The sequence below is a fragment of the Streptomyces phaeochromogenes genome (genome assembly GCF_001418655.1).
In the GTDB taxonomy this organism is placed as follows: Bacteria; Actinomycetota; Actinomycetes; order Streptomycetales; family Streptomycetaceae; genus Streptomyces; species Streptomyces phaeochromogenes.
Map to the genome: position 1 here is coordinate 1 of NZ_LIQZ01000041.1, position 22,146 is coordinate 22,146.

Here is a 22,146-nt window from a genome sequence, read left to right on the forward strand (position 1 = left end):
GGTGCGTATGGGCCAGCGGGGCCGGGCTGGGGAGCGTACGAACCACCCGCGGCACCGGGCTGAGGTGGGTACGGACCGGTCGCGCTGGGCGGTCCGGCGCCGAAGGGGTTGGCGTGCCCGGGCAACTGCGCGCCGTGCGGCAGGTAGCGAACCCGCCCGGTCTCGTCCGTGACCGGCGTGAAGCCGGCGGCCCGCAAACGCGCCGCGAACTTCGCGTTGCGCTTGCGCGTGACGGCGAACCCGATGCCGAGGACCCCGACGAGCAGCGCCCACACGATCCCGGACCCGGTGAAGGCGACGCCGTCACCACCGGTCCGGAGGGCCAGGACGACACATCCGAGGGTGCCGCCGAGGGCCCCGTAGAGCATCCGCTTCTCGGCGCTCTTTCCGGTCAGGTCGAAGTTGATCCGCGCCTTGAGCAGCTCCAGGGCGTCGGGCACGAAGGGCGGCAGGGGTCCACCACTGGCGGCCTGCGGAAACTGGGCCCAGTTCTGAGCGGCCCGCTGCCGGGCGTGGGGCCCCGGATCGGGCACGATGAGCATCTTCAACGCCCCGTTGTGCCCACCCCCCTGCCGCACATCCGCATACTCGTACCCGAACTGCTGCGCAACGAAGGCAAGCCGCGCCAACTTCTTCACGGACGCCATCGGACTGGTGACCTCAACCGCTTCACCGCTCGCCATGAGCTGGAACATCTTCTGCACTTGGCGGTTGCTCATGGGGGTGTACTCCGTTGGGGGCGGGTGATCATCGTTCGGGGCAGCCTATCCGCGGCTGCTGGAGGTCCTGGGCCGGAGCTCCGGCCCTCCACGACCACACCACGGGACTCCACGGAAGACGCACACAGGACGGGGCCGTCGGCCGGCTGTGAGGCCCAGGGCAGAGGCATGGACGTCACGGCCTGCGCGCTTCATCCTCGGCTCGGGCGAGAGGGTCATCGAAGCTAACCGATTCGGCGATCTGATGGAGGATCGCACGGTACTGCTCGCGGTGAGCCGCAGCCGTCGTACTCAGCGTGAGGACGGCCAGGCGCTTGCAGTCCGGATGCGGCAGGTGGGCGTGGACCTGGAGGAGTGCCTGCACGGGAAGACCGCTGTCGGCCGATGGTGTGCGCACGGTCTCGCTGAACGTGGCAGGACCACAGGGCAGTTCGAGGTACTCGATGTGCGTGTGCCCCTCGGCAGAAGCCACCGCTCGGGCCGCGGTCGCTGCGCGTGATGCCACCATCGTGTCGCGCCAGGAGAGAGTGAGGAAAGAGAGCAGGAACTCACCAGAGGCGCCGCTGCCCGTGTCGTCGACGTCATCGCGGTGCAATCCGATGGAGCAGTGAACAGTACCGACCTCACGCAGCGCGGCCAGCAAGCGCTGCCCTTCCGCGACTTGAGCGACGAACTGCTGACGGATCACCTCGTCAGGTGCCGCATCGAGGAACGGGGCGAAGGCAGTACGCAGCTCGTCGGCCCCTGGGGAGTCAGGAGGAGCGAGCAGGAGGTCGAGAGGGAGTGGAGTGAAGGCAGCGGGTTCGGCGAACCAGATGTCGGCCTGAGGGTCCTTGGCGGAGTCGGCGACGGTGAAGCGGGGGGTGGCGGTCATGAGGTCCTGTCCAGTACACGTGCCGCTGCGTCGGGGCTACCGCTGATGCGACGGGTGAGGCACGTGAGCTCCGGCGCGGCGGGCGCTTTCGAGGGCGGCGGGGCTGGCGTTCCAGTCGGTCGGGGTGATCCCACGACGGCCGGTAGCCGTCCGCTGGTAGAGGAGGTGCAGTCGCTTGGGGGTTTCGCCTCCGCGGCTGGCAGCCGCGACAACAGCGATGAAGCGAGGATCGCCCGCAAACCAAAGGGGCTCGATCTGGGCCTTCAGCTCTGGCTTGGTGCGAGAGGTGCCGAATCGTCTCATCCACCAGAAGGTGCGCATGTTTGCCAGGAAGAGCAGAGGAATCTGTTCCTCCGGCTTCTCCGGATTGGGGATCTCGAACCACATCTCATCCTCTTGCGCCTGGGGATGCTTGTTCCGGCCGCGGGGAACGTCGGTGAGGAACTGCCAGGGGTACTGCTGGAGGACACGCTTGATGTGGAGGGACGGACGGAAGTAGGCCAGTTGGAGAACTGCCCGGAAGGTCGCATAGACGAGGAAAGGAAGGAAGATCCAGGCAATCCAAGGTGGTGTCGCCACGATGAGAAAGAGGGATCCGAACCAGACTGCGATCCACCCGACCAGCCGCACGACGATCATGATCATGTGCTGGTTCCAGGCCCGTCGGGTTGGTGGGTGGACCCAAGCTGTCGGGGAATCGGTGGGATGCATGAAGAGGCTCTCTCTATGTCCAGGGCTCAGAAAACATGCCGGGCGAGGTCTACGAGTGCACCGCCATCAATGCCGAGACGGGTGCCGTCGATGCCAGCCACGGAGCCGTCCTTGATCCCGTCATCGTCGGCATCCACGGCCTTCATGACCAGGCCGAAGCCTGCAGTGGCCACCCCGACTGATGCTGAGGTGACCTCGACCGATCTAATGGCCCGCTCAGCCCGGGCGCCCCGAATCGTGAAATTCAGCAGAGAGTTATCCAGGGCAGAGATGGACTTCGCGTGCTCCATCGTGACGGTACCGAAACGGGCTGCTCGCTGGCCGAGCGTAATGGCTTCTCCCGCCTCACCAGTTGCTCGTACGGCAGCCAAAGCACCTTTGCCCGCCGCGCCGACTCCAGGAAGCATGCCGAGGGCGTCGCCACCGACCGTGACGAGGTTGCTCCAAAAATCCGTGTCGAGCTCCCCCTTGGCGAATCCGTCCCACAGCGAAGCCCGCAGCGTTGGATCTCCGAGCACGCGCATCGACAACGCCGTAGCACTCAACGCCGCCGCAGCAAGCAGCAGCACCGCAGCCGCCGTCCCGCCCGACAGGACGAACAGCGCCACCAGCCCGACCACTGCGGCCACTCCGCTGAGGATGTCCGGGAGGTTCTCGCCGAGCCAGTCCACCGCCGAGTCGAACCACCCCGGCTCATGCGGCGCCAGCTTCTTCGTCGCGTCCCGGATCTTGCCTGCCCGGTACTGGGCCTGTTGCTCATGCTCCTCGGCGAGCTTCCGAGCCCTGCCGGGGATCTTCTCGAGGTCGGCTTCTGCCTCGTCGACGGCTGTGTTCGCGCTGGTCAGGGCCTTCTGGGCATCGTCGTGCCCGGCACCCTTCTTCTTGTCCAGGGCCGGGTCGTCGCCCGCTGTCGTCGCCTTGCCCTTGGCGGTGTCGACCACAGCGCGCGCGTCCTTCGCCTCCTCGTCCAGGCGTTTCGCGCGGCGCTGGAAGTCGTCGAGTTCGCCCTCCCAGAGGTTCAGCTGCTTGGCCGCCTTACTAAGGGAACGCGCGGCGTTCTTCAGGTTCAGCGGCAGCGGGCCATCGTCGAGCTGCTCCCGGAAGGCGACGGCCGCGTCGCCCTTCCAGTAGCTGCCGTCCATCAGCTTGGTGACCAGGTCTCGCGTGTCTTCGAGGACCTTCGCGCAGCCGGCCAGCTTCTTGTACAGGCCACTCACTGTCTCGGTGCTGCCCGGCACGGGGTTGAAGCCCAAGTTGGGGTAATCGGGGTTCGCAATCCGCGGGGAGGACTTCAGTCCCTGTGGAAGGGGACCGTTCTTCGCAGCCTCGGATTGGGAGAAGGGCGACGGCTCGATACCCGGCGTTTGAGTCACTTCTTGCCGCCTCCGCTACCGTCCCCGGCCTTCTTCAGCGCTTCCTCCAGCGCCTTGTCGACCTCGCGGTAGCTGTCCCGGCTTTTCCCGATGATCTTGGCAAGATCCTCGGTCTGCTTGCCAATCTCCTCCGAGCCGTACTTCCAGTCCTCCTGGAAGTCCTCGCACGCGGTGTCGAGATCGTCGGTTCCCAGCCCGGTGATGGTCGCTTCCGACAACGCCTTACGGACACCCTTGAGCGAGTCCGTCGACTTGTTCAGCATCTTCATGAAGCGCCCGAGCTCATCCCCGTCGACCGCTAACCGCTCCGCCACGCCCCGATACCTCTCCCCGTTCGGCCACCGTTCCTAAGAGCGGAATCACGCTATCCGTTCTTCGTGGCACTCGGCCAACCGCTCCTCGGGAGAGCGGTTGGCCAACGGGCTGAATCGGCCACCTCGGTCAGCGGTTCACGGCCTGGATCTCCTGGACGATCACGTCCTGGTCCGCTCCGAACTCACCGTCGGGCAACAGCTGGACGCCGTTCACGCCGGTGCCGGTCCAGTGGATCTTCCAGGTGACCGTGGCCTGGAGCTTGTAGGAGTCGTCGCCCGAGGAGCGGAGGTACTTCACACCACACGGCGGGGTCTCGTCCGCCTTGCCCTTCGCGAAGGCCTCGCCGATCTGGTCCCCGTTGAGTTCACACACGCCGGAGGCGGGGTAGGTCGTCGCGTCGGCCGTGCCCGGTTCGATCTTCAGGGAGATCGGTTCGGCTGTGGTCGTCGCCTGGACGCCCAGCAGCGGGACGGATGCCGTCACCGAGACGGGCTTGAAATCCGCCGCGTCCAGCCACGCCCACGTCGGCAGGTTCACCTTCGTGGTGCCTTCCGGGGCGAGTTCGACCTTCGTCGAGGGCACGCGGATCTCGGCGTAGGCGAGTTGGGCCAGCATTTCTGGGGTGATCGCCTGCGGGATCTCGGGCGGCGGCGGGTCGCCCGTGTCCACCCAGAAGTAGTCCCTGGTGCAGTCGAGCGCACCGGGATCGCCTTCCCTGCCCTCCGTGACATAGGAGGCCCAGAAATAGCCCTCGCCGGCCTTGTCCTTGTTGAAGTCCTTGTACGGGTCACCACCCTCGAACTTCTTACGCTGCTCCGCGTCCCACTCGTACCCCGTCGAGCCCGCCTCCCAGATCGGCTCCAGGTATTTCTTCAGCTGGTCCGGGGAGTACTTGGGGGCGTAATAGCAGGCTGGCGGAGTCCAGTTGGACGCCGTGGAGGTCACAGGTCCGGCAGACTGGCCCGAGCCGTTCTTGGAACGGTCGAAGACAACGGCACCTGCAGTCGACGAAAGCTTGCCGTCTTCATCGGCATTTCCGGAGACCGGTGGGGGACTCGGCTTCTGACTGCCGTTGCCGAAGTCGTCGTCGGCTGATGCGAGGCCCGAGTTGGCCAAGAGCATCAAGACGACAGCCGAGCCGACAACGACTCCCCGCCTCTTCACGGCTGGCATTTGCCACTCGCCCTCTCTGAAAGCATGTCCTGGGTCACCCATACCCCCGCTTTGTTCTTCTTCAAGGCGGTGTTGTAGAGCACGTAGCTGTTCTTGGTTACCGGGGTCTTATCGACCTTTCCAGTCTTGACGTACTTGTTGTAGGCCTTGCCCTGGTCTTCGCAGTACGAGAGCGTCGCCGTTCCATCACCGCGGACCGTCACCGACTCGTCATAAAAGCGGTAGGTCCCGGTGGTGCGCGCCTTGTGATCCACGAATCGCTGCACGTACTTCTGAGTTGTCGCCGCCAACTCGCCCTCCGAGTAGAAGCGATACGCGGGGTCCAGCGGATCCTGGTTGGCGATGGCCTGGTCCGTCGCCTTGATGAACTGCTCACCGTCGGACAGGACAGCGTCCTTGTCCGCGTCGCCCGTTTTATTCCATTCAAAGGCGTAGTGGAGATCGGACGGCAGCTTGATCTTCGGCCGGCCCGCGACCTCTGAAGCAGAAGCACTCGGCGAAGCCGACTTCTCGCTTCCCGTGTCGGCGCCCGCGATCTTGTCGTTGTCCTTGTCCTTGGAACTGTCGTCGCTACCGCAGGCGGACAGCGACAGGGCCGCGGCGGCGGTCAGCGCGATCGCTGCGAGCAGTGTGGGGCGGCGGTTCACGGACGGCTCCCGGTGGGGCGAGGGGGACATGAGCCCAGCCACGCTACCGAGGGGGTAACAGACGACACCAGAGCGAATTGCATCAACCACGTCACGAACTGGGCGTCAAAGTTCGCATTTCATAGCAAAGAGCGACCGAATCAGCAGCGAGACGACTACGCCAAGTGGCGGGCCAAGTCCCCGACTTGGCCCGCGCAAACAAACCGGAAGCGACACCTCGACGTCGAAGTCCTGTGTCTTCTGCCGCGTCTTCTACCGCGCCCCAGCCCTATGTCCCCGCGAGCCGGCGACCGGCTTCTTCTTCGAACCCGTCGGCCACAGCTGTGGGCGACGTTTCGCCGCCAGGTCCTCCGCCCAGCCGAAAGCGACGACGCAGGCTCCGATGAGGACCCAGGTGACGACCAGAGCGGGCCAGGGGCTTTCCAGGAGCCAGGAGGCGTTCTGCCACATCACGTCGTAGTTCCACAGGCGGTCCACCTGGGTCGCCGCGACGAGGATGCAGATGTTGTGCCAGAGGTAGATCGTCACGGCACGGGAGTTGAGCAGAGTGATCGGCTTGTCCCAGCGGCGCAGCCTGCGTGGCCATTCTGACCAGGACGGGCTGAAGTGCAGCAGGAGCATCACGGTGCCGCAGGACCAGAGGGCCTGGGCCAGCGGGATGCTGTCCAGGTCGTGTCCCTCGGTGAAGTTGTGGTTCGTGGCGTACCAGAGCCCCAGCAGGGCGATGGCCGGGGCGACCGACGGGACCACATAACGCGGGAGCCGCTGGAGGATTCCCTCCTGGTGCGCCATGCCGAGGACCCAGCACGCGCCGAACGTGCTGAAGTCCGTCAGGGCGGACGGAATTCGCTCACCGGGGAGCGACAGCCACTCGAGTTGGAACGCCGCCGACAGCGCGATCGGCGCCGCGATCGTCGCCACCGGCAGCGCGCGCAGGGCGCGGAGCAGGAACGGCGACAGCAGTACGTACCAGAGGTACGCGCGGACGTACCAGAGCGGGCCCGCCAGGTCCGAGGCCCAGTTGTCGCCGATGAAGCCGTGGATTCCGGGCAGCCCCTCGGCGTACGGCGGGTCGCTGATCGGGAGGATCCAGAAGGTGAGGTGGAGGAGCCACCAGCCCGGGTGGCCGTCCTCGTCCGGGCCCCAGCCCTGGAGGACCATGCCGGTGACGCCGATCGCGCCGAGCAGCCAGATCGGAGGGATGAGGCGGCGGATACGGCTACGGATGACCTGCGGGGCCGGGCGCTTCAGCGAGCGGGCCATCAGGTTGCCGGCCAGCGCGAACATCACGCCCATGGACGGGAACACCAGCGGCAGCCAGGCCCAGCCCGTGAGGTGGTAGAGCACCACACGGAAGAGCGCGAGCGCCCGGAGCAGGTCGAAGTAACGGTCCCGGACGGGGCCCGACCGCTTGACCGTCGACGAAGCCGAGTCCGGACCGGCGCCCGAAGCGGAGTCCGATGCCGAGCCCGAAGCGGAGTCCGATGCCGAGCCCGAAGCGGAGTCCGAAGCCGCGCCCGGCTCCGACCCCCAGCCCGGCTCCGAGCCCGAGCCCAGCCCCGAACCCGGTCCCGGCCTCGTCGCCGTCGGACGGCCGTCCGGGTAGCCCGGTGCCGTGGCGGGGCCGGGGAACGTCCCGTCGTACGAGTCCTGCATCGAGGTGTCCTGTCCGGCCCATGTGCCTGTGCCGGTACCGATTCCGGTACCTGTGCCCGTGCCTCTGCCTGTCCCTGCTACTGCTCCTGCGTCCGGCCACGGAGTGCCGGAAGCGCCGGACGTGCCGGAAGTACCTGCCGGCTCCGGCCACGGACTTCCGGGGGGCGTCGCGCTCATCCGACCGGCCTCCGGTCCATCTCCGGCTGCTGTGCGGCGCCGCCGCCCGGGCCCGCGGCGCCGGGAAGGCCGACCGCGCCCGTGCGCCGGAGCTTCTGCCAGCGCAGTCGGCCGCCGGTGAGGGCGGTGATCCAGGACTGGAGCAGTACGACGTACATGAGCTGGCGGTACAGGATCTGTTGGAGCGGGAGGGAGAGGAGGTGGGTCATGCGTTCCTTGTCGAGGCGGAACGCGTAGGCCGCGCAGATCGCCTGGACCGCCAGGACGCCGAACCAGGCGAGGATCGTCTGCTCGGTGGGGCCGAAGACGAGTCCGTAGAGGAGGAACACGTCGATCAGCGGGGCCAGGAGCGGGGCCAGGATCATGAAGAGGGAGACGAGGGGCATGCCCACGCGGCCGAAGCGGCCCGACGGGCCCCGTTCGATGACCGCCCTGCGGTGCTTCCAGATCGCCTGCATCGTGCCGTACGACCAGCGGTAGCGCTGGGACCACAGCTGCTGGACGGACTCCGGGGCCTCGGTCCAGGCACGGGCGTTCTCCGCGTACACGACCCGCCAGCCGTCGCGGTGCATCGCGATGGTGATGTCGGTGTCCTCGGCGAGCGTGTCGTCGCTCATACCGCCGACGCGCTTGAGCGCGGAGCGGCGGAAGGCACCGACCGCGCCCGGGATGGTCGGCATGCAGTTGAGCATGTCGTACATACGGCGGTCGAGGTTGAAGCCCATCACGTACTCGATGTGCTGCCAGGCACCGATCAGCGAGTCGCGGTTGCCGACCTTCGCGTTGCCCGCGACCGCGCCGACGCTCGGGTCGCCGAAGGGCTGGACCAGCTCGCGGACGGTGGCCGGTTCGAAGACGGTGTCGCCGTCCATCATCACGATGAGGTCGTAACGGGCGTTCGCCACACCCCTGTTGAGGGCGGCGGGCTTGCCCGCGTTGAGCTGGCGCACGACGCGTACGTTCGGCAGGCGCAGGTTCTCGACGATGCGGGCGGTGCCGTCGCTCGACCCGTCGTCGATGACGATCACCTCGATGGGGTGATCGCTCGCCACGAGCGAGTGGACCGTCTGCTCGATGCACTTCGCCTCGTTGTAGGCGGGCACCAGGACGGAGACCGGTTCGGTGATCGGCCGGCCCCAACTGAAGCCGCGGCGGCGGACCTTGCGGGCGTGCATGACGGAGAGCAGCAGCATCAGGCCGAAGCGGGCGATGACGAGGGCGCCGATGATGGCGAGGCCGACGACCAGGACGGAGGTCGTGTTCTCGGAGGCCTGGACCGCCACGACCCACGCCCTGCCCTTCCACAGGTCGAGGCCGGTGACCGGGGTGTGCGCGCTGGGCACCTTCAGAGCCGCGGTGAGCGTCTCGAAACGGTAGTCGTCGTCCTGGAGTCCGGAGACGAACCGGTCGAGCGCGGCCACGGTCTGCGAGCGGTCGCCGCCGGAGTCGTGCATCAGCACGATGGCGCCCTTGCCGCCCTTGGGCGTGGCGTTGCTGATGATCTTCTCGACGCCCGGCCTGCGCCAGTCCTCGCTGTCGGTGTTGTTGACGATCGTGATGTAGCCGCGGCTGCCGATGTACTCGGTCACCGGCCACGACTTGTTGTCCATCTCGCCCGCGAACGACGAGTACGGCGGCCGGAAGAGAGAGGTCCGGATGCCGGCCGCGCCCGCCAGCGCGAGCTGGTTCTGGGACAGCTCCCAGTCGACCCGGCTCTTGGACTGGAGCGAGAGGTCGGGGTGGTTGAAGGTGTGCAGGCCGATCTCGTGGCCCTCGTCGACCATGCGCTGGACGAGGTCCGGGTAGCGCGAGGCCATCGTGCCGGTGATGAAGAAGACGGCGTGCGCGTCGTGCCTCTTGAGCACGTCGAGCACCTTGGGCGTCCACTCGGGGTCCGGGCCGTCGTCGAAGGTCAGGACCAGCTTGTGGTCCGGGATGTGCACGCTGTCCTCGCGCCCGTTGCGGGTGTCGATGACCGGGCCGCCGTCCAGGATCTCCTTGGGGACCCGGTCGGAGGCGGCCGGCGACTGGACGCGGTGGTCGGCGAGGATCTCGCTGTGGACGAAGCCGCGCAGCATCAGCATCGCCATCAGGGCGACGAGGATGAGCGAGGGCAGTAGGTAGCGCATGGGCAGGCGTCGACGCCGGACGGCGCCCCGCTCTGCGCCGCGGCGGCTGGTGCGGGGTGCCATCAGAGGGTGTTCTCCGGGGACTGTGCGGTTGGGGCGGCGCTCGGGTCCGGCGCGACGACCGGCCCGGGCGTGAGCGGTTCACCGGCGACGGTGTCGGTGTCGCCCGGCGGATCCGAGGGGTCGCTGCTCTCGGTGACGCTCGGCTCGGGGTCGGGCGAGGACGGAGGCGGGTTCGACGGCGCGGTGTTCGTCGGCTTCGGTGTCGTGGGCTTCGTGTTGGTCGCCGACGGCTTCGGGTCGGTGCTCTTGCCCGTGCCGGTGGGGCTGGCCGACGGGCCCGTCGAGGTGCCGGCGCCCGGTGCGTTGCTCACGGTGCCACCCGCCGACGGCGTCACGCCGGGCGAGGGGACGACCGCGCCGGACGGGTCCGCGGAGTCGGCGGGCAGCGGCGGGATCTCGACCTTTCCGGCCGGCTTGTCGTCCTGCTCCTGGCCCAGTTCGGGGAGCCAGGGCGCGCTGGAGTTGCCCGACAGGAGCGTGGCGAGGATGACCACCGCGTAGACCGCGCAGGCCATGCCGACAGCCATGCCGATCCTGCGGTACCTGCGGCTGCGGCGGCCCGTCTCGTCGACGAAGACCGGGCCGTCCGAGGCCTCCTTGGTGCTGGGGGCACCCTTGGCCTGCTGGACGAGCCAGTCCTCCAGCTGCCGTCCCACACCGTCGAGCTGGACCGTGACCTCGTGCGGGTCGTGGGTGTGCTCGGGGTGCTCGGACTCCTGCCAGGAGTCCTGGGCGGCGTCGGAGTCGGCGTCGTCCCAGACGGACCCGGCGGGCCCGGTGGCCCCGGCGGAACCCGCGGAGCCGACGAACCCTGTGGATCCGGCAGGCTCGTTGGACACGACGGGCTCAGTGGACACGACGGGCCCGACAGGCCCGGCGAAAGAACCGGCGGACCCTGCGGAACCGGCGGACCCTCCGGACCGGCCCGACTGCGGCCGGCTCACACCCGGATCACCGTCTCTCTGTCCCCCGGGCTCGCCGTACTCGCCGTACTCTCCGCGGTCCCCACGCTCAAGGCGGTCACCGCGTTCCCCGCGCTCACCATGTTTCCGGTGTTCGCCGTACTTCCGGTGTTCGCCGTCGCTCCACGGGCCGTCACCGCGCAGGCTGTCACCGCGCCGGTCGTCGCTCAGCACGTCGTTGTTCCGCCCGTCGTCGTTCAGCTCGTCGTCTCTCTGTCGCGGCACCGACGGCGCCGCGGCACGGCGGAACCACACGTCGGTGTCACGCCGGTCGGAATCCCGCCGGTCGGAATCACCTCGGTCGAAGTCCCCACGGTCGGAGGATCTACCGCCGAACTCATCGCCACCGGAGTCGCTGCGAAACGACCGACCGGTCTCCCGAGGGGCCGCCTGACCGGCCTCACCACGGAACGACAGACTGTCCTTACGACGGGCCGACTGATCGGCTCCACCCTCAACCCGATGATCGGAATCGCTCCGATCCGGTTGGGCGCCTTCCGGCCAACTTTCCACGCGCACGCACATCCCCCCACGGGACTGGTTCAAGGGGTGCTTGTACGACCCGGGCACTCGTACTCGTCGTCCGGACCGGACCCCCATCCGGCCCGAGCGCCCCCTTTATCACACTGCTCCCGGCCCATGAATGTAGCGCACGTAAGCAACAGTGAGGGTTCTGTGTCAGGCCCGGCTCATCATGATGAGTGCATCTGTGGCCGGAATCCAACCCTCCGAAGGGCGCTCCAGCCACCCTTCCGCCCCCGCAAGTCGCGCCGCCGCCGTGCGCAACGCCTTCACTCCACGATGCATCAGTCCCTTGCGCCACACCAGCGACACCGGTGACAGCGGTACGGGGTCGACCAGGGGCCGGAGGACGGATTTCGGCATGGCCGGAAAATCCATCACGGCCAGAACCGGGTTTCGTTTCTTGGCCATGATCCTTTGGAACTCCTCGGTGCCGACGGCGAGCGGTGCCGGCGCCGCGACCTCGATCCCCCGTCCCTCGAAAAGCTGACGGGCCAGGTCGGTCCACTCCAGCGTCCGGGGATTCCCGGCTCCCGCGTACACCTGTTCGCCCGCCAGCGCGTCGAGCGGTATTGCATCCAATCCGGCCAACCGGTGGTCCTCCGGCAGCACGACCGCCATGGGCTCGTACCGCACGGGCTGCTGCTCCAGGCGGGCGCGGACCGCCGGGTCCAGGCCGGCGAACCGCCCGAAGGACGCGTCGAGCCGCCCGGCGAGCAGTTCGGCGGCGGCACCGGTGAGGCCGCTCTCGAAGCGGGTCATCAGCTCGCAGTCCGGAGCGAGTTCACGGGCCAGGGCCAGCACACGCCCGGAGACCAGCCCGGGGCTGTTGACGTCCACGAGCAGGGGCCGCTCGGCGTCCGGCCGCCCGAAGGCGGAGAGCAGCTCGTCCTGCGCCGCCAGCGCCCGCCGCGCGTAGGGCAGCAGCCGCTCGCCGTCGAGGGTGAGCGTCACCTGCCGGGTGGTGCGTACGAAGAGGGTGGCGCCCAACTCCCGCTCCAGCGACTTGATCTGCTGGGAGAGCGACGGCTGAGCGACATGGACCAGATCGGCGGCCCGGGTGAAGTGCCGCGTCTCGGCGACGGCCACGAAGTACTGGAGCTGCTGGAACTGCATCCCTCAAGAGTACGCTCACGATAGGGACAGCCTATTGAAACGAGCCGGACCATGTCTTGGACCGATCGGCCCTCCCGGCCCTAGCGTGCGTTGCATGGCTCTGGCAACGCGGACGGACCGAAAACCGTCCATGACGCGCACCATGTGGGACTCGTCCGTCGGCAAGAAGACCGTGATGGCCGCCAGCGGCCTGATCATGCTGGGGTACCTGGTCGTCCACATGCTGGGCAACCTCAAGATCTTCTTCGGGTCGGACGAGTTCAACCACTACGCGCACTGGCTGCGCACCATCGGCGAGCCCTTCCTGCACTACGAGTGGGCGCTGTGGATCATCCGCGTGGTCCTGGTCGCCGCAGTCGTCGCGCACGCCGTCTCGGCGTACCAGCTGAGCCGCCGCGACATCAGGGCACGCCCCACCAAGTACGTACACAAGAAGCCGCGGGCCAGCTACGCCACCCGCACGATGCGCTGGGGCGGGATCATCCTCGGCCTGTTCATCGTCTGGCACATCCTCGACCTGACGACCGGCACCGTGCACCCGGGCGGCTTCCAGCACGGACACCCGTACCAGAACGTGATCGACACCTTCTCCACCTGGTACGGCAACGTCATCTACATCGTCGCGATGCTCGCGCTCGGCCTGCACGTACGGCACGGCTTCTGGAGCGCCGCACAGACTCTCGGCGTGGGCAGCCGCACCCGCGACCGGGCCTTCAAGACCATCGCCAACGTGCTCGCGCTGGTGCTGACGGCGGGCTTCATCGCCGTACCCGTGGGCGTGATGACCGGAGTGGTGAGCTGACATGACCGCTGAATTCGCCGAGTACACGACCGGAGAGCCGGTCGTCGACACCAAGGCCCCCGGGGGACCGGTCGGTGAGCGCTGGGACACCCGCCGCTTCGAGGCCAAGCTGGTCAACCCGGCCAACCGCCGCAAGCACACCGTGATCGTCGTCGGCACGGGTCTCGCGGGCGGCTCCGCCGGCGCCACGCTCGCCGAACAGGGCTACCACGTCGTGCAGTTCTGCTACCAGGACTCCCCGCGACGCGCCCACTCCATCGCCGCGCAGGGTGGCATCAACGCCGCCAAGAACTACCGCAACGACGGCGACTCGATCCACCGGCTGTTCTACGACACCGTCAAGGGCGGCGACTTCAGGGCACGCGAGTCGAACGTCCATCGCCTGGCCCAGATCTCCGTCGAGATCATCGACCAGTGTGTCGCACAGGGCGTGCCCTTCGCCCGCGAGTACGGCGGCCTCCTCGACACCCGTTCCTTCGGCGGCGTCCAGGTGTCCCGCACCTTCTACGCCCGCGGCCAGACGGGCCAGCAGCTCCTGCTCGGCGCCTACCAGGCGCTGTCCCGCCAGATCGCCGCCGGGAACATCGAGATGCATCCGCGTACCGAGATGCTCGACCTGATCGTGGTCGACGGGCGGGCGCGCGGCATCGTCGCCCGCGATCTGATCACCGGGAAGATCGATACGTACTACGCGGATGCCGTCGTCCTCGCCTCCGGCGGCTACGGCAACGTCTTCTACCTCTCCACGAACGCCATGAACTCCAACGCCACCGCGATCTGGCGGGCCCACCGGCGCGGCGCCTACTTCGCCAACCCGTGCTTCACCCAGATCCACCCCACCTGCATCCCGCGCACCGGCGAGCACCAGTCCAAGCTCACGCTGATGAGCGAGTCGCTGCGCAACGACGGCCGGATCTGGGTCCCGAAGGCGAAGGGCGACAACCGCCCCGCGAACGAGATCCCCGAAGCTGAGCGCGACTATTACCTGGAGCGCATCTACCCCTCCTTCGGCAACCTCGTACCCCGCGACATCGCCTCCCGCGCCGCGAAGAACGTCTGCGACGAGGGCAGGGGGGTGGGCCCCGGCGGCCAGGGCGTGTACCTCGACTTCGCCGACGCCATCGGGCGCATGGGCCGGGGGGCGGTCGAGGCCAAGTACGGCAACCTCTTCGACATGTACCAGCGGATCACCGACGAGGATCCGTACGAGGTGCCGATGCGGATCTACCCCGCCGTGCACTACACGATGGGCGGCCTCTGGGTCGACTACGACCTCCAGACCACCGTCCCGGGCCTGTTCGCGATCGGCGAGGCCAACTTCTCGGACCACGGCGCGAACCGGCTCGGCGCCTCCGCGCTGATGCAGGGCCTCGCCGACGGCTACTTCGTCCTCCCGTCGACCATCAACGACTACCTCGCCCGCAACCCGCACCACGAGAAGGTGGATGACGAACACCCCGTCGTCCAGGAGGTGTTGGCCGACACCGAGGACCGGCTGCGGCTGCTCCTCGCCGTCGACGGCGACCGCACCCCCGACTCCTTCCACCGCGAACTCGGCGAACTCATGTGGGAGTTCTGCGGAATGGCGCGTACGGACTCGGGGCTGCGCAAGGCCCTGGAGCGCATCCCGCAGATCCGCGAGGAGTTCTGGCGGCGCATCAAGGTCCCCGGCACCGGCGAGGAGTTCAACCAGTCGCTGGAGAAGGCCAACCGCATCGTCGACTACCTGGAACTCGCCGAGCTGATGTGCCTCGACGCGCTGCACCGCGACGAGTCCTGCGGCGGCCACTTCCGCGAGGAGTCCCAGACCCCGGACGGGGAGGCCGAGCGCCGGGACGAGGAGTTCTCGTACGCGGCGGCCTGGGAGTTCACCGAAACCGGCGAAGCCCCTGTCCTGCACAAGGAAGACCTCGTCTTCGAGTACGTCCACCCCACCCAGCGGAGCTACGCATGAAGCTCACCCTGCGCGTCTGGCGGCAGCGCAACGCCGACGCCGACGGAGCGATGTCCACGTACGAAGTGGACGACATCTCGGCCGACATGTCCTTCCTGGAGATGCTGGACACCCTCAACGAGGAGCTCATCCTCAAGGGCGAGGACCCGGTCGCCTTCGACCACGACTGCCGCGAGGGCATCTGCGGCGCGTGCTCGCTCGTCATCAACGGCGACGCGCACGGGCCGGAACGCACCACCTCCTGCCAGCTGCACATGCGGTCCTTCGAGGACGGCGACACGATCGACATCGAGCCGTGGCGCGCCTCCGCCTTCCCGGTCGTCAAGGACCTCGTCGTCGACCGGTCCGCCTTCGACCGGATCATCCAGGCCGGCGGCTACGTCACCGCGCCGACCGGAGCCGCGCCCGAGGCCCACGCGACGCCCGTGCCGAAGCCGGACGCCGACTTCGCCTTCGAGCACGCCGAGTGCATCGGCTGCGGGGCGTGTGTGGCGGCCTGCCCGAACGGGGCCGCGATGCTCTTCACCTCGGCGAAGATCAACCATCTGAACGTGCTGCCGCAGGGCGCGCCGGAGCGTGAGACCCGGGTGCTGGACATGGTGGCGCAGATGGACGAGGAGGGGTTCGGCGGGTGCACGCTCGCCGGGGAGTGCGCGACGGCGTGTCCGAAGGGAATTCCGCTGGTATCCATCACGGGTATGAACAAGGAGTGGCTGCGAGCCACTCGTAAAGCGGGGAAACGATAGCGCCCTGAGGGGAATGGGGTTTTCGGGCCACGGGTTCGTTGTGGCTGGTCGCGCCCCGCGGCGGAGCCGCGAATCGACACAGCCCCACGCCCCTTAGGGGGCACGGTTCGCCGCGGCCTTACGAGGGCTTTAGTGGGCGTTCGCCTAAGGTGCGGGCGAGCGGGCCGGAGTGTATTCAACCTCGGCCCCACCAGGCACCCCTGGCATTCAACAAGCTCACACCCGGTCTCTCTCCGGGGGTTACTCGCCGGTCAGCCGGCGTCGGAAGAACAGGAGCGCACGGACCGTTCGTTTCGGTCCGCCGCGCCGCTCCGCCGAACCGGCCCGTGACCAGGAGAGTGCCATGACCGGCGTTTCCACGCTCGACAGCCCCCCACTGTCGACGGCCCCCACCCGCTACACCGTCACCCTCGCCCGCGACGAGGCAGACGTCCGCGCCGCCCAGCGGCTGCGTCACGACGTCTTCGCCGGGGAGATGGGCGCCCTGCTCTCCTCCTCGCAGCCGGGCCTCGACGTCGACGCCTTCGACGCGTACTGCGACCACCTGCTCGTACGCGACACCACGACCGGGCAGGTGGTCGGCACCTACCGGCTGCTGCCGCCCGACCGCGCGGCGATCGCCGGACGGCTCTACTCGGAGGGCGAGTTCGACCTCGGACCGCTGGCCGGGATCCGCTCCGGGCTCGTCGAGGTCGGCCGCTCCTGCGTCCACCCCGACCACCGCGACGGCGCGGTCATCGGTCTCATATGGGCCGGGATCGCCCGCTACATGGTCGACGGCGGCCACGAGTGGCTGGCGGGCTGCTGCTCCATTCCGCTCGCCGACGGCGGGGCGCTGGCCGCGGGCACCTGGGACCGGGTGCGGGACAAGCACCTGGCGCCCGAGGAGTACCGCGTACGGCCCCTGCTGCCGTGGAGCGCCGAGGGCGTCACCCGCCCCGCCCGCACCGAGCTGCCCCCGCTGCTGCGCGGCTACCTCCGCCTCGGCGCCTGGGTCTGCGCGGAACCGGCCCACGACCCCGACTTCGGCGTCGCCGACCTGTACGTGCTGCTGTCGATGCGCCGGGTCAACCCGCGCTACCTGCGGCACTTCCTGTCGCTCGTGCCGGCGTGATCACCATGTCCCGCACGGGTGCGATGAGTGCGATGGGTGCCACGGGCGTGTCTCGCGTGGCTGTGAAACTCCGCCCGCGCCGGGGCGGCAGCACGACGCTCGCGAGCCCGGGCGTGAGCAACCCGGTGTTTCCGGGCCCGGGCCTCGGGAAGGTGCCGCGCCCACGGCGCGGCGGCGTGCGCGTCGGGGCAGGGGAACGTCCGGGCGGGGCCGGAGAACGTCCGGTCGCGGCGCCCGCCCCGGTGAGCGCGTGGCTGCCCAGCGCCCCGTGCTCCCGGGTCTGTGTGGAGTCCGTGGGGTCGCCGGCCGCCGTGCCCCGCGCCCTGCTGCGGCTGGCCGCACTCCTGGCCGTGCTCCTCTTCGGGATCGTGCTGATCCCGGTCGTGGGGCGGCTCGCCGCCGTGTGGCGCGACCGGCTCACCCGGACGTGGTGCCGGACGATCGTGCGCGCCACGGGCGTGCGGCTGCGGATCACCGGGGCGGCCCCGCCCGGCGGCGGACTGCTCCTGGTGGCCAACCACATCTCCTGGCTGGACATCCCCCTGCTCGCCGCCGTCCGCCCCGCCCGGATGCTCGCCAAGGCGGAGATCAGGCAGTGGCCCGTGGCCGGCGTGCTCACCGCGAGCAGCGGCGCGCTGTTCATCGAGCGCGACCGCCTGCGCGTACTGCCGAGGACCGTCGAACGGATCGCGGACTCCCTGCGCGGCGGATCGGCCGTCGTGGTCTTCCCGGAAGGGAGCACCTGGTGCGGTCGCGCCCAGGGCCGCTTCCGCAGAGCCGCCTTCCAGGCCGCCCTGGACGCCGCCGTGCCCGTCCAGCCGGTGCACCTCCACTACCGGTTCGACGGGGGAGCGGCGACCACCGCGCCCGCGTTCGTCGGGAGCGACTCGCTGCTCACCTCGGTCTGGCGGGTCGTGTCGGCCCGCGCCCTCGTGGCCGAGGTGCGCGTGGAGCCGGTGCTCCCGGCGGGCAGCGCACCCGACCGTCGAACACTCGCCCTCGCCGCAGAGACGGCCACCACCGGGGCGGCCCACGCCGGGACGGCCGTCGTCGAGACCGCCGACGCCCACCGAAGGAGCGCCGACGCCCAGCGAAGGACCGTCGAAGCCCACCGGCGGAGCACGAACTCGGAGGCGTATGCACACCTCTGACACACCGTCACCACGGCGGGGTACCGTCCCCGCATGTATCCCGGAGCGTACGACCCCGCCAGGCCGGCCGTCGTCACCGCGGACGGCGGCCGAACCCTCACCTACGGCCAACTCGAAGAGCGTTCCCTGCGCCTCGCGGACCACCTGCGGACCGCCGGACTGCGCCCGGGCGACCATCTGGCGCTCCTCTCCGACAACGACCCACGCGTCCTGGAGGTCTACTGGGCGGCCGTCCGCTCCGGCCTCTACCTCACCGTCGTCAACCACCACCTGACCGCCGACGAGGCCGCGTACATCGTCCGCGACTGCGGTGCGAGGACACTCGTCGTCTCCGGACCGCTCACCGAACTCGGTGAGCGAATACGGCAGTTGGTGCCCGGTCCGGCCTCGTACCTGGGCTTCGACGACGGCTCGTACGAGCGGGCGCTGGCCGCCGCATCCCCCGAACCCCCGGCCCACCAGCCCCGTGGCGCCGACATGCTCTACTCCTCCGGCACCACCGGCCGCCCCAAGGGCATCGCACCGACGCTCCCCGAGGGTGACGTCCGCGAGGTGATGACCATGTACCAGCTGCTCTTCCAGCCCATGTACGGCTTCGGCGAGGACACCGTCTACCTCTGCCCGGCCCCGCTCTACCACGCCGCGCCCCTCCGCTTCAGCCACGTCGTCACGGCGACCGGCGGCACGATCGTCCTCATGAACTCCTTCGATCCACAAGGGGCGTTGGAGGCGATCGAACGCCACCGGGTGACGCACAGCCAGTGGGTGCCCACCATGTTCGTACGGATGCTGAAGCTGCCGCGCGAGATGCGGGAGGCGTACGACGTGTCGTCGCTGAAGGTCGCCATCCATGCCGCCGCACCCTGCCCCGTCGAGGTCAAATGGCGGATGATGGCCTGGTGGGGTTCCGTCCTGTACGAGTACTACGCGGCGACGGAGGCCAACGGGATCACGTTCATCGGCCCCGAGGAGTGGCTGCGCAAACCGGGTTCCGTGGGCCGAGGCGGCCTCCTCGGCGAGCTACGGATCTGCGGCGAGGACGGCAAGGTGCTGCCGGTCGGAGAGACCGGAACCGTGTACTTCGAGCGCGAGGAACTCCCGTTCAGGTACCACAACGACGACGCGCGCACCCGTGAGGCGCAGCACCCCGAGCATCCCAACTGGACGACCACCGGGGACATCGGGCACGTCGACGAGGACGGCTACCTCTTCCTCACCGACCGCAGGGCCTTCACGATCATCTCCGGCGGCGTGAACATCTACCCCCAGGAGATCGAGGACTGTCTGGTCCTGCACCCCAAGGTCACCGATGTCGCGGTCGTCGGCGTCCCGGACGCGGAGATGGGCGAGGCGGTCAAGGCGGTCGTCCAGCCCGCCCCCGGCGCGACCCCCGGTCCCGAACTCGAACGTGAGCTCCTCGACTTCGTCCGCGACCGCATCGCCCACTACAAGTCGCCCCGCAGCGTGGACTTCACGGACGCGCTGCCGCGCACACCCACGGGGAAACTGGCCAAGTCCAGCCTCAGGAAGGCCTATTGGGACTGAGAGCCACCGGTGCCCAGCGCACGGGCGAGGTAGGGAGCCGTGGCGCTCGACTCCGCCCGTGCGACCTCAGCCGGAGGCCCCGCCGCCACGATCCGGCCTCCCGCGTCACCGCCGCCCGGCCCCAGGTCGACCACCCAGTCCGCGCCCGCCACCACCGCCATGTCGTGCTCCACGACCACGACGCTGTGCCCGCCGTCCACGAGACCGTGCAACTGCCGCATCAGGACCTCGACATCGGCCGGGTGCAGACCGGTCGTCGGCTCGTCGAGCAGATAGAGCGTGTGACCCCTGCGTACGCGCTGGAGTTCGCTCGCCAGCTTGATGCGCTGCGCCTCGCCGCCGGACAGCTCGGTCGCCGGCTGGCCGAGCCGCAGATAGCCGAGCCCGACATCGAGGAGGGTGGCGAGGCTGCGCGCGACGGCCGGAGTGTCCGCGAAGAACTCCGCCGCGGCCTCGACCGTCAGGTCCAGCACCTGCGCGATGTTCCGTTCCCTGTACGTCACTTCGAGTGTCTCGGGGTTGTAGCGCGCCCCGCCGCAGTCCGGGCACGGGGCATAGGTGCTCGGCAGGAAGAGCAGCTCGACGCTGACGAATCCCTCGCCCTGGCACGTCTCGCAGCGCCCGCCCGCCACGTTGAACGAGAACCGCCCCACCCCGTAACCGCGTCGGCGCGCCTCCTCCGTGGCCGCGAAGACCTTCCGCACGACATCGAAGAGCCCCGTGTACGTCGCCAGATTCGAGCGGGGCGTACGGCCGATCGGCTTCTGGTCGACACTGACCAGCCGCCCTACACCCGGAAGGTCCTCCGTGATCTCGCCGATGAGCGTGGACTTGCCCGAGCCGGAGACGCCGGTGACCGCCGTGAGCACGCCGAGCGGGAACTCGGCGGTGACTCCGCGCAGGTTGTGCCGTGTCACCGGGCCGACCTTCAACTGGCCGCGCGGGGAGCGGACTTCACGCACCGGAGCGGGGGAGCGGTCGAAGAGGAACCGGGCCGTCGCCGACTCCGTGACACTCTCCAGCTCCGCCACCGGGCCGCTGTGCAGCACCTCTCCGCCGTGCTCGCCCGCCTTCGGCCCCACGTCGACGAGCCAGTCGGCGCCGCGCATGACATCGAGATGGTGCTCCACGACGAACACCGAGTTGCCGGACGTCTTCAGCCGGTCGAGGACCGTGAGCAGCGCCTCCGTGTCCGCCGGGTGCAGGCCGGCCGACGGCTCGTCGAGCACGTACACGACCCCGAAGAGTCCGGAACGCAACTGCGTGGCCAGGCGCAGCCGTTGGAGCTCGCCGGCCGACAGCGTGGGGGTGGCGCGGTCGAGGCTGAGATAGCCGAGGCCCAGCTCGGTGACGGGGTCGATACGCGCGAGCAGATCCTCGGTGAGGACGCGGGCGGTCTCCGAATCACCATGTCCGGTAAGGGAGTCGGCCAGTTCGACGAGCGGCAGCGCGGCCAGCTCCGCGATGGTCCGGCCCGCGAACGTCACCGCGAGCGCCTCGGCCCGCAGTCGGCTGCCACCGCACACCGGACAGGGCGCGGCCTCCAGAAACCGCTCGGCCTTCGCCCGCAACGTCTGGCTCTTGGAGTCCGAGAAGGTCTTCATGACATAGCGCCGAGCGCTCATGTACGTGCCCTGGTACGGGCGTTGGATCCGCTCGGCGTCCCGCACCGGATGCACGGTCACGACCGGCTGCTCGTCCGTGAACAGGATCCACTCGCGCTCCTCGGCGGGCAGCTCGCGCCACGGCCGGTCCACGTCGTAGCCCAGCGCGTCGAGGACGTCGCGCAGGTTCTTGCCCTGCCAGGCGCCGGGCCACGCGGCGATCGCGCCCTCGCGGATCGACAGCGACGGGTCGGGCACCAGCGACTCCTCGGTCGTACGGTGCACCCGGCCGAGCCCATGACACTCCGGGCAGGCCCCGGCGGCCGTGTTCGACGAGAAGGCGTCCGAGTCGAGCCGCTCGGCCCCCGCCGGATAGTCGCCCGCGCGCGAGAACAGCATCCGAAGCGAGTTGGAGAGATTGGTGACCGTACCCACCGACGAGCGCGAGGTCGGCGTCGACCGCCGCTGCTGCAACGACACCGCGGGCGGCAGCCCGCTGATGTCCCCGACCTTCGGCGCCCCCACCTGATGGATCAGCCGCCGCGCGTACGGGGCCACCGACTCGAAGTACCGCCGCTGCGCCTCCGCGTAGATCGTCCCGAAGGCGAGCGACGACTTCCCGGACCCGGACACCCCCGTGAACACCGCCAGCACATCCCGCGGAACATCGACATCGACCCCCTTGAGATTGTGCTCACGGGCACCACGCACACGGACGTACGGGTCGTGGGGGCTGTGCATGGGGTGACTCCTGAGGTACGACGGGCGAGGCGGAACCGATGCCCCCAGTGGA

At 69.1% G+C, this 22,146-nt stretch carries 18 protein-coding genes; 6 read left to right on the forward strand and 12 right to left on the reverse strand.

The window, feature by feature from the left end; all coding sequences use genetic code 11:
- The 11 genes from AOK17_RS06220 to AOK17_RS06270 form a co-directional block, all read right to left on the reverse strand.
- The coding region (locus tag AOK17_RS06220) for a hypothetical protein (RefSeq protein WP_055611323.1) at positions 1 to 719 on the reverse strand (719 nt) is incomplete at its 3' end.
- A 175-nt stretch (positions 720 to 894) separates the two neighbouring features.
- Complete coding sequence (locus AOK17_RS06225) at positions 895 to 1,593, reverse strand: hypothetical protein (RefSeq protein ID WP_055611299.1); 699 nt, start codon at positions 1,591 to 1,593, stop codon at positions 895 to 897.
- A 36-nt stretch (positions 1,594 to 1,629) separates the two neighbouring features.
- Positions 1,630 to 2,238, reverse strand: coding sequence for a hypothetical protein (locus tag AOK17_RS06230; protein ID WP_055611300.1), 609 nt, complete (start codon positions 2,236 to 2,238; stop codon positions 1,630 to 1,632).
- Between the two features lie 92 nt (positions 2,239 to 2,330).
- Positions 2,331 to 3,677, reverse strand: a complete 1,347-nt coding sequence (locus AOK17_RS06235; RefSeq protein ID WP_055611301.1) for a hypothetical protein — start codon at positions 3,675 to 3,677, stop codon at positions 2,331 to 2,333.
- Positions 3,674 to 3,991, reverse strand: coding sequence for a hypothetical protein (locus AOK17_RS06240; RefSeq protein WP_055611302.1), 318 nt, complete (start codon positions 3,989 to 3,991; stop codon positions 3,674 to 3,676). The genes AOK17_RS06235 and AOK17_RS06240 overlap by 4 nt, the downstream gene beginning before the upstream one ends.
- Before the next feature lie 127 nt (positions 3,992 to 4,118).
- Positions 4,119 to 5,165: a hypothetical protein gene (locus AOK17_RS06245; protein ID WP_055611303.1), complete on the reverse strand. Its 1,047-nt coding sequence runs from the start codon at positions 5,163 to 5,165 to the stop codon at positions 4,119 to 4,121.
- Positions 5,153 to 5,812, reverse strand: a complete 660-nt coding sequence (locus AOK17_RS06250; RefSeq protein ID WP_055611304.1) for a hypothetical protein — start codon at positions 5,810 to 5,812, stop codon at positions 5,153 to 5,155. The genes AOK17_RS06245 and AOK17_RS06250 overlap by 13 nt, the downstream gene beginning before the upstream one ends.
- 252 nt (positions 5,813 to 6,064) lie before the next feature.
- Positions 6,065 to 7,468 carry an acyltransferase family protein gene (locus AOK17_RS06255; RefSeq protein ID WP_055611305.1) on the reverse strand — a complete coding sequence of 468 codons (1,404 nt, stop codon included), beginning with the start codon at positions 7,466 to 7,468 and terminating at the stop codon, positions 6,065 to 6,067.
- Positions 7,469 to 7,641: 173 nt separating this feature from the next.
- The gene (locus AOK17_RS06260; protein ID WP_055611306.1) at positions 7,642 to 9,837 is read right to left on the reverse strand and encodes a bifunctional polysaccharide deacetylase/glycosyltransferase family 2 protein; all 2,196 of its coding nucleotides are present in this window, start codon (positions 9,835 to 9,837) and stop codon (positions 7,642 to 7,644) included.
- A complete protein-coding gene (locus AOK17_RS49860) occupies positions 9,837 to 10,676 on the reverse strand; it encodes a hypothetical protein (protein WP_157881274.1) in 840 nt (279 codons plus the stop codon). Before AOK17_RS49860 ends, AOK17_RS06260 begins: the two co-directional genes overlap by 1 nt.
- An 801-nt stretch (positions 10,677 to 11,477) precedes the next feature.
- Entirely contained in the window at positions 11,478 to 12,437 is a 960-nt protein-coding gene (locus AOK17_RS06270) for a LysR family transcriptional regulator (protein WP_055611308.1), read from the reverse strand.
- 130 nt (positions 12,438 to 12,567) lie between these two features.
- Here AOK17_RS06270 and AOK17_RS06275 point away from each other — a divergent pair, with 130 nt between their 5' ends.
- The 6 genes from AOK17_RS06275 to AOK17_RS06300 all read left to right on the forward strand — a co-directional run bounded on the left by AOK17_RS06275 (position 12,568) and on the right by AOK17_RS06300 (position 19,749).
- The gene (locus tag AOK17_RS06275; protein ID WP_055611309.1) at positions 12,568 to 13,239 is read left to right on the forward strand and encodes a succinate dehydrogenase; all 672 of its coding nucleotides are present in this window, start codon (positions 12,568 to 12,570) and stop codon (positions 13,237 to 13,239) included.
- 1 nt (position 13,240) lies between these two features.
- The gene (locus AOK17_RS06280; protein ID WP_055611310.1) at positions 13,241 to 15,193 is read left to right on the forward strand and encodes a fumarate reductase/succinate dehydrogenase flavoprotein subunit; all 1,953 of its coding nucleotides are present in this window, start codon (positions 13,241 to 13,243) and stop codon (positions 15,191 to 15,193) included.
- Positions 15,190 to 15,939 carry a succinate dehydrogenase/fumarate reductase iron-sulfur subunit gene (locus tag AOK17_RS06285; RefSeq protein ID WP_055611311.1) on the forward strand — a complete coding sequence of 250 codons (750 nt, stop codon included), beginning with the start codon at positions 15,190 to 15,192 and terminating at the stop codon, positions 15,937 to 15,939. Before AOK17_RS06280 ends, AOK17_RS06285 begins: the two co-directional genes overlap by 4 nt.
- A gap of 343 nt (positions 15,940 to 16,282) precedes the next feature.
- Positions 16,283 to 17,053 (forward strand): GNAT family N-acetyltransferase, encoded by a 771-nt coding sequence (locus AOK17_RS06290; RefSeq protein ID WP_055611312.1) that lies wholly within the window; start codon positions 16,283 to 16,285, stop codon positions 17,051 to 17,053.
- A gap of 242 nt (positions 17,054 to 17,295) precedes the next feature.
- The gene (locus AOK17_RS06295; protein WP_079052825.1) at positions 17,296 to 18,204 is read left to right on the forward strand and encodes a lysophospholipid acyltransferase family protein; all 909 of its coding nucleotides are present in this window, start codon (positions 17,296 to 17,298) and stop codon (positions 18,202 to 18,204) included.
- A gap of 33 nt (positions 18,205 to 18,237) precedes the next feature.
- Complete coding sequence (locus AOK17_RS06300) at positions 18,238 to 19,749, forward strand: acyl-CoA synthetase (protein WP_055611313.1); 1,512 nt, start codon at positions 18,238 to 18,240, stop codon at positions 19,747 to 19,749.
- Here the strand turns inward: AOK17_RS06300 and AOK17_RS06305 are convergent.
- Positions 19,737 to 22,094: an ATP-binding cassette domain-containing protein gene (locus AOK17_RS06305; RefSeq protein ID WP_055611314.1), complete on the reverse strand. Its 2,358-nt coding sequence runs from the start codon at positions 22,092 to 22,094 to the stop codon at positions 19,737 to 19,739. The two genes, AOK17_RS06300 and AOK17_RS06305, sit on opposite strands and share 13 nt — an antisense overlap.
- Between the last annotated feature and the right edge of the window lie 52 nt (positions 22,095 to 22,146).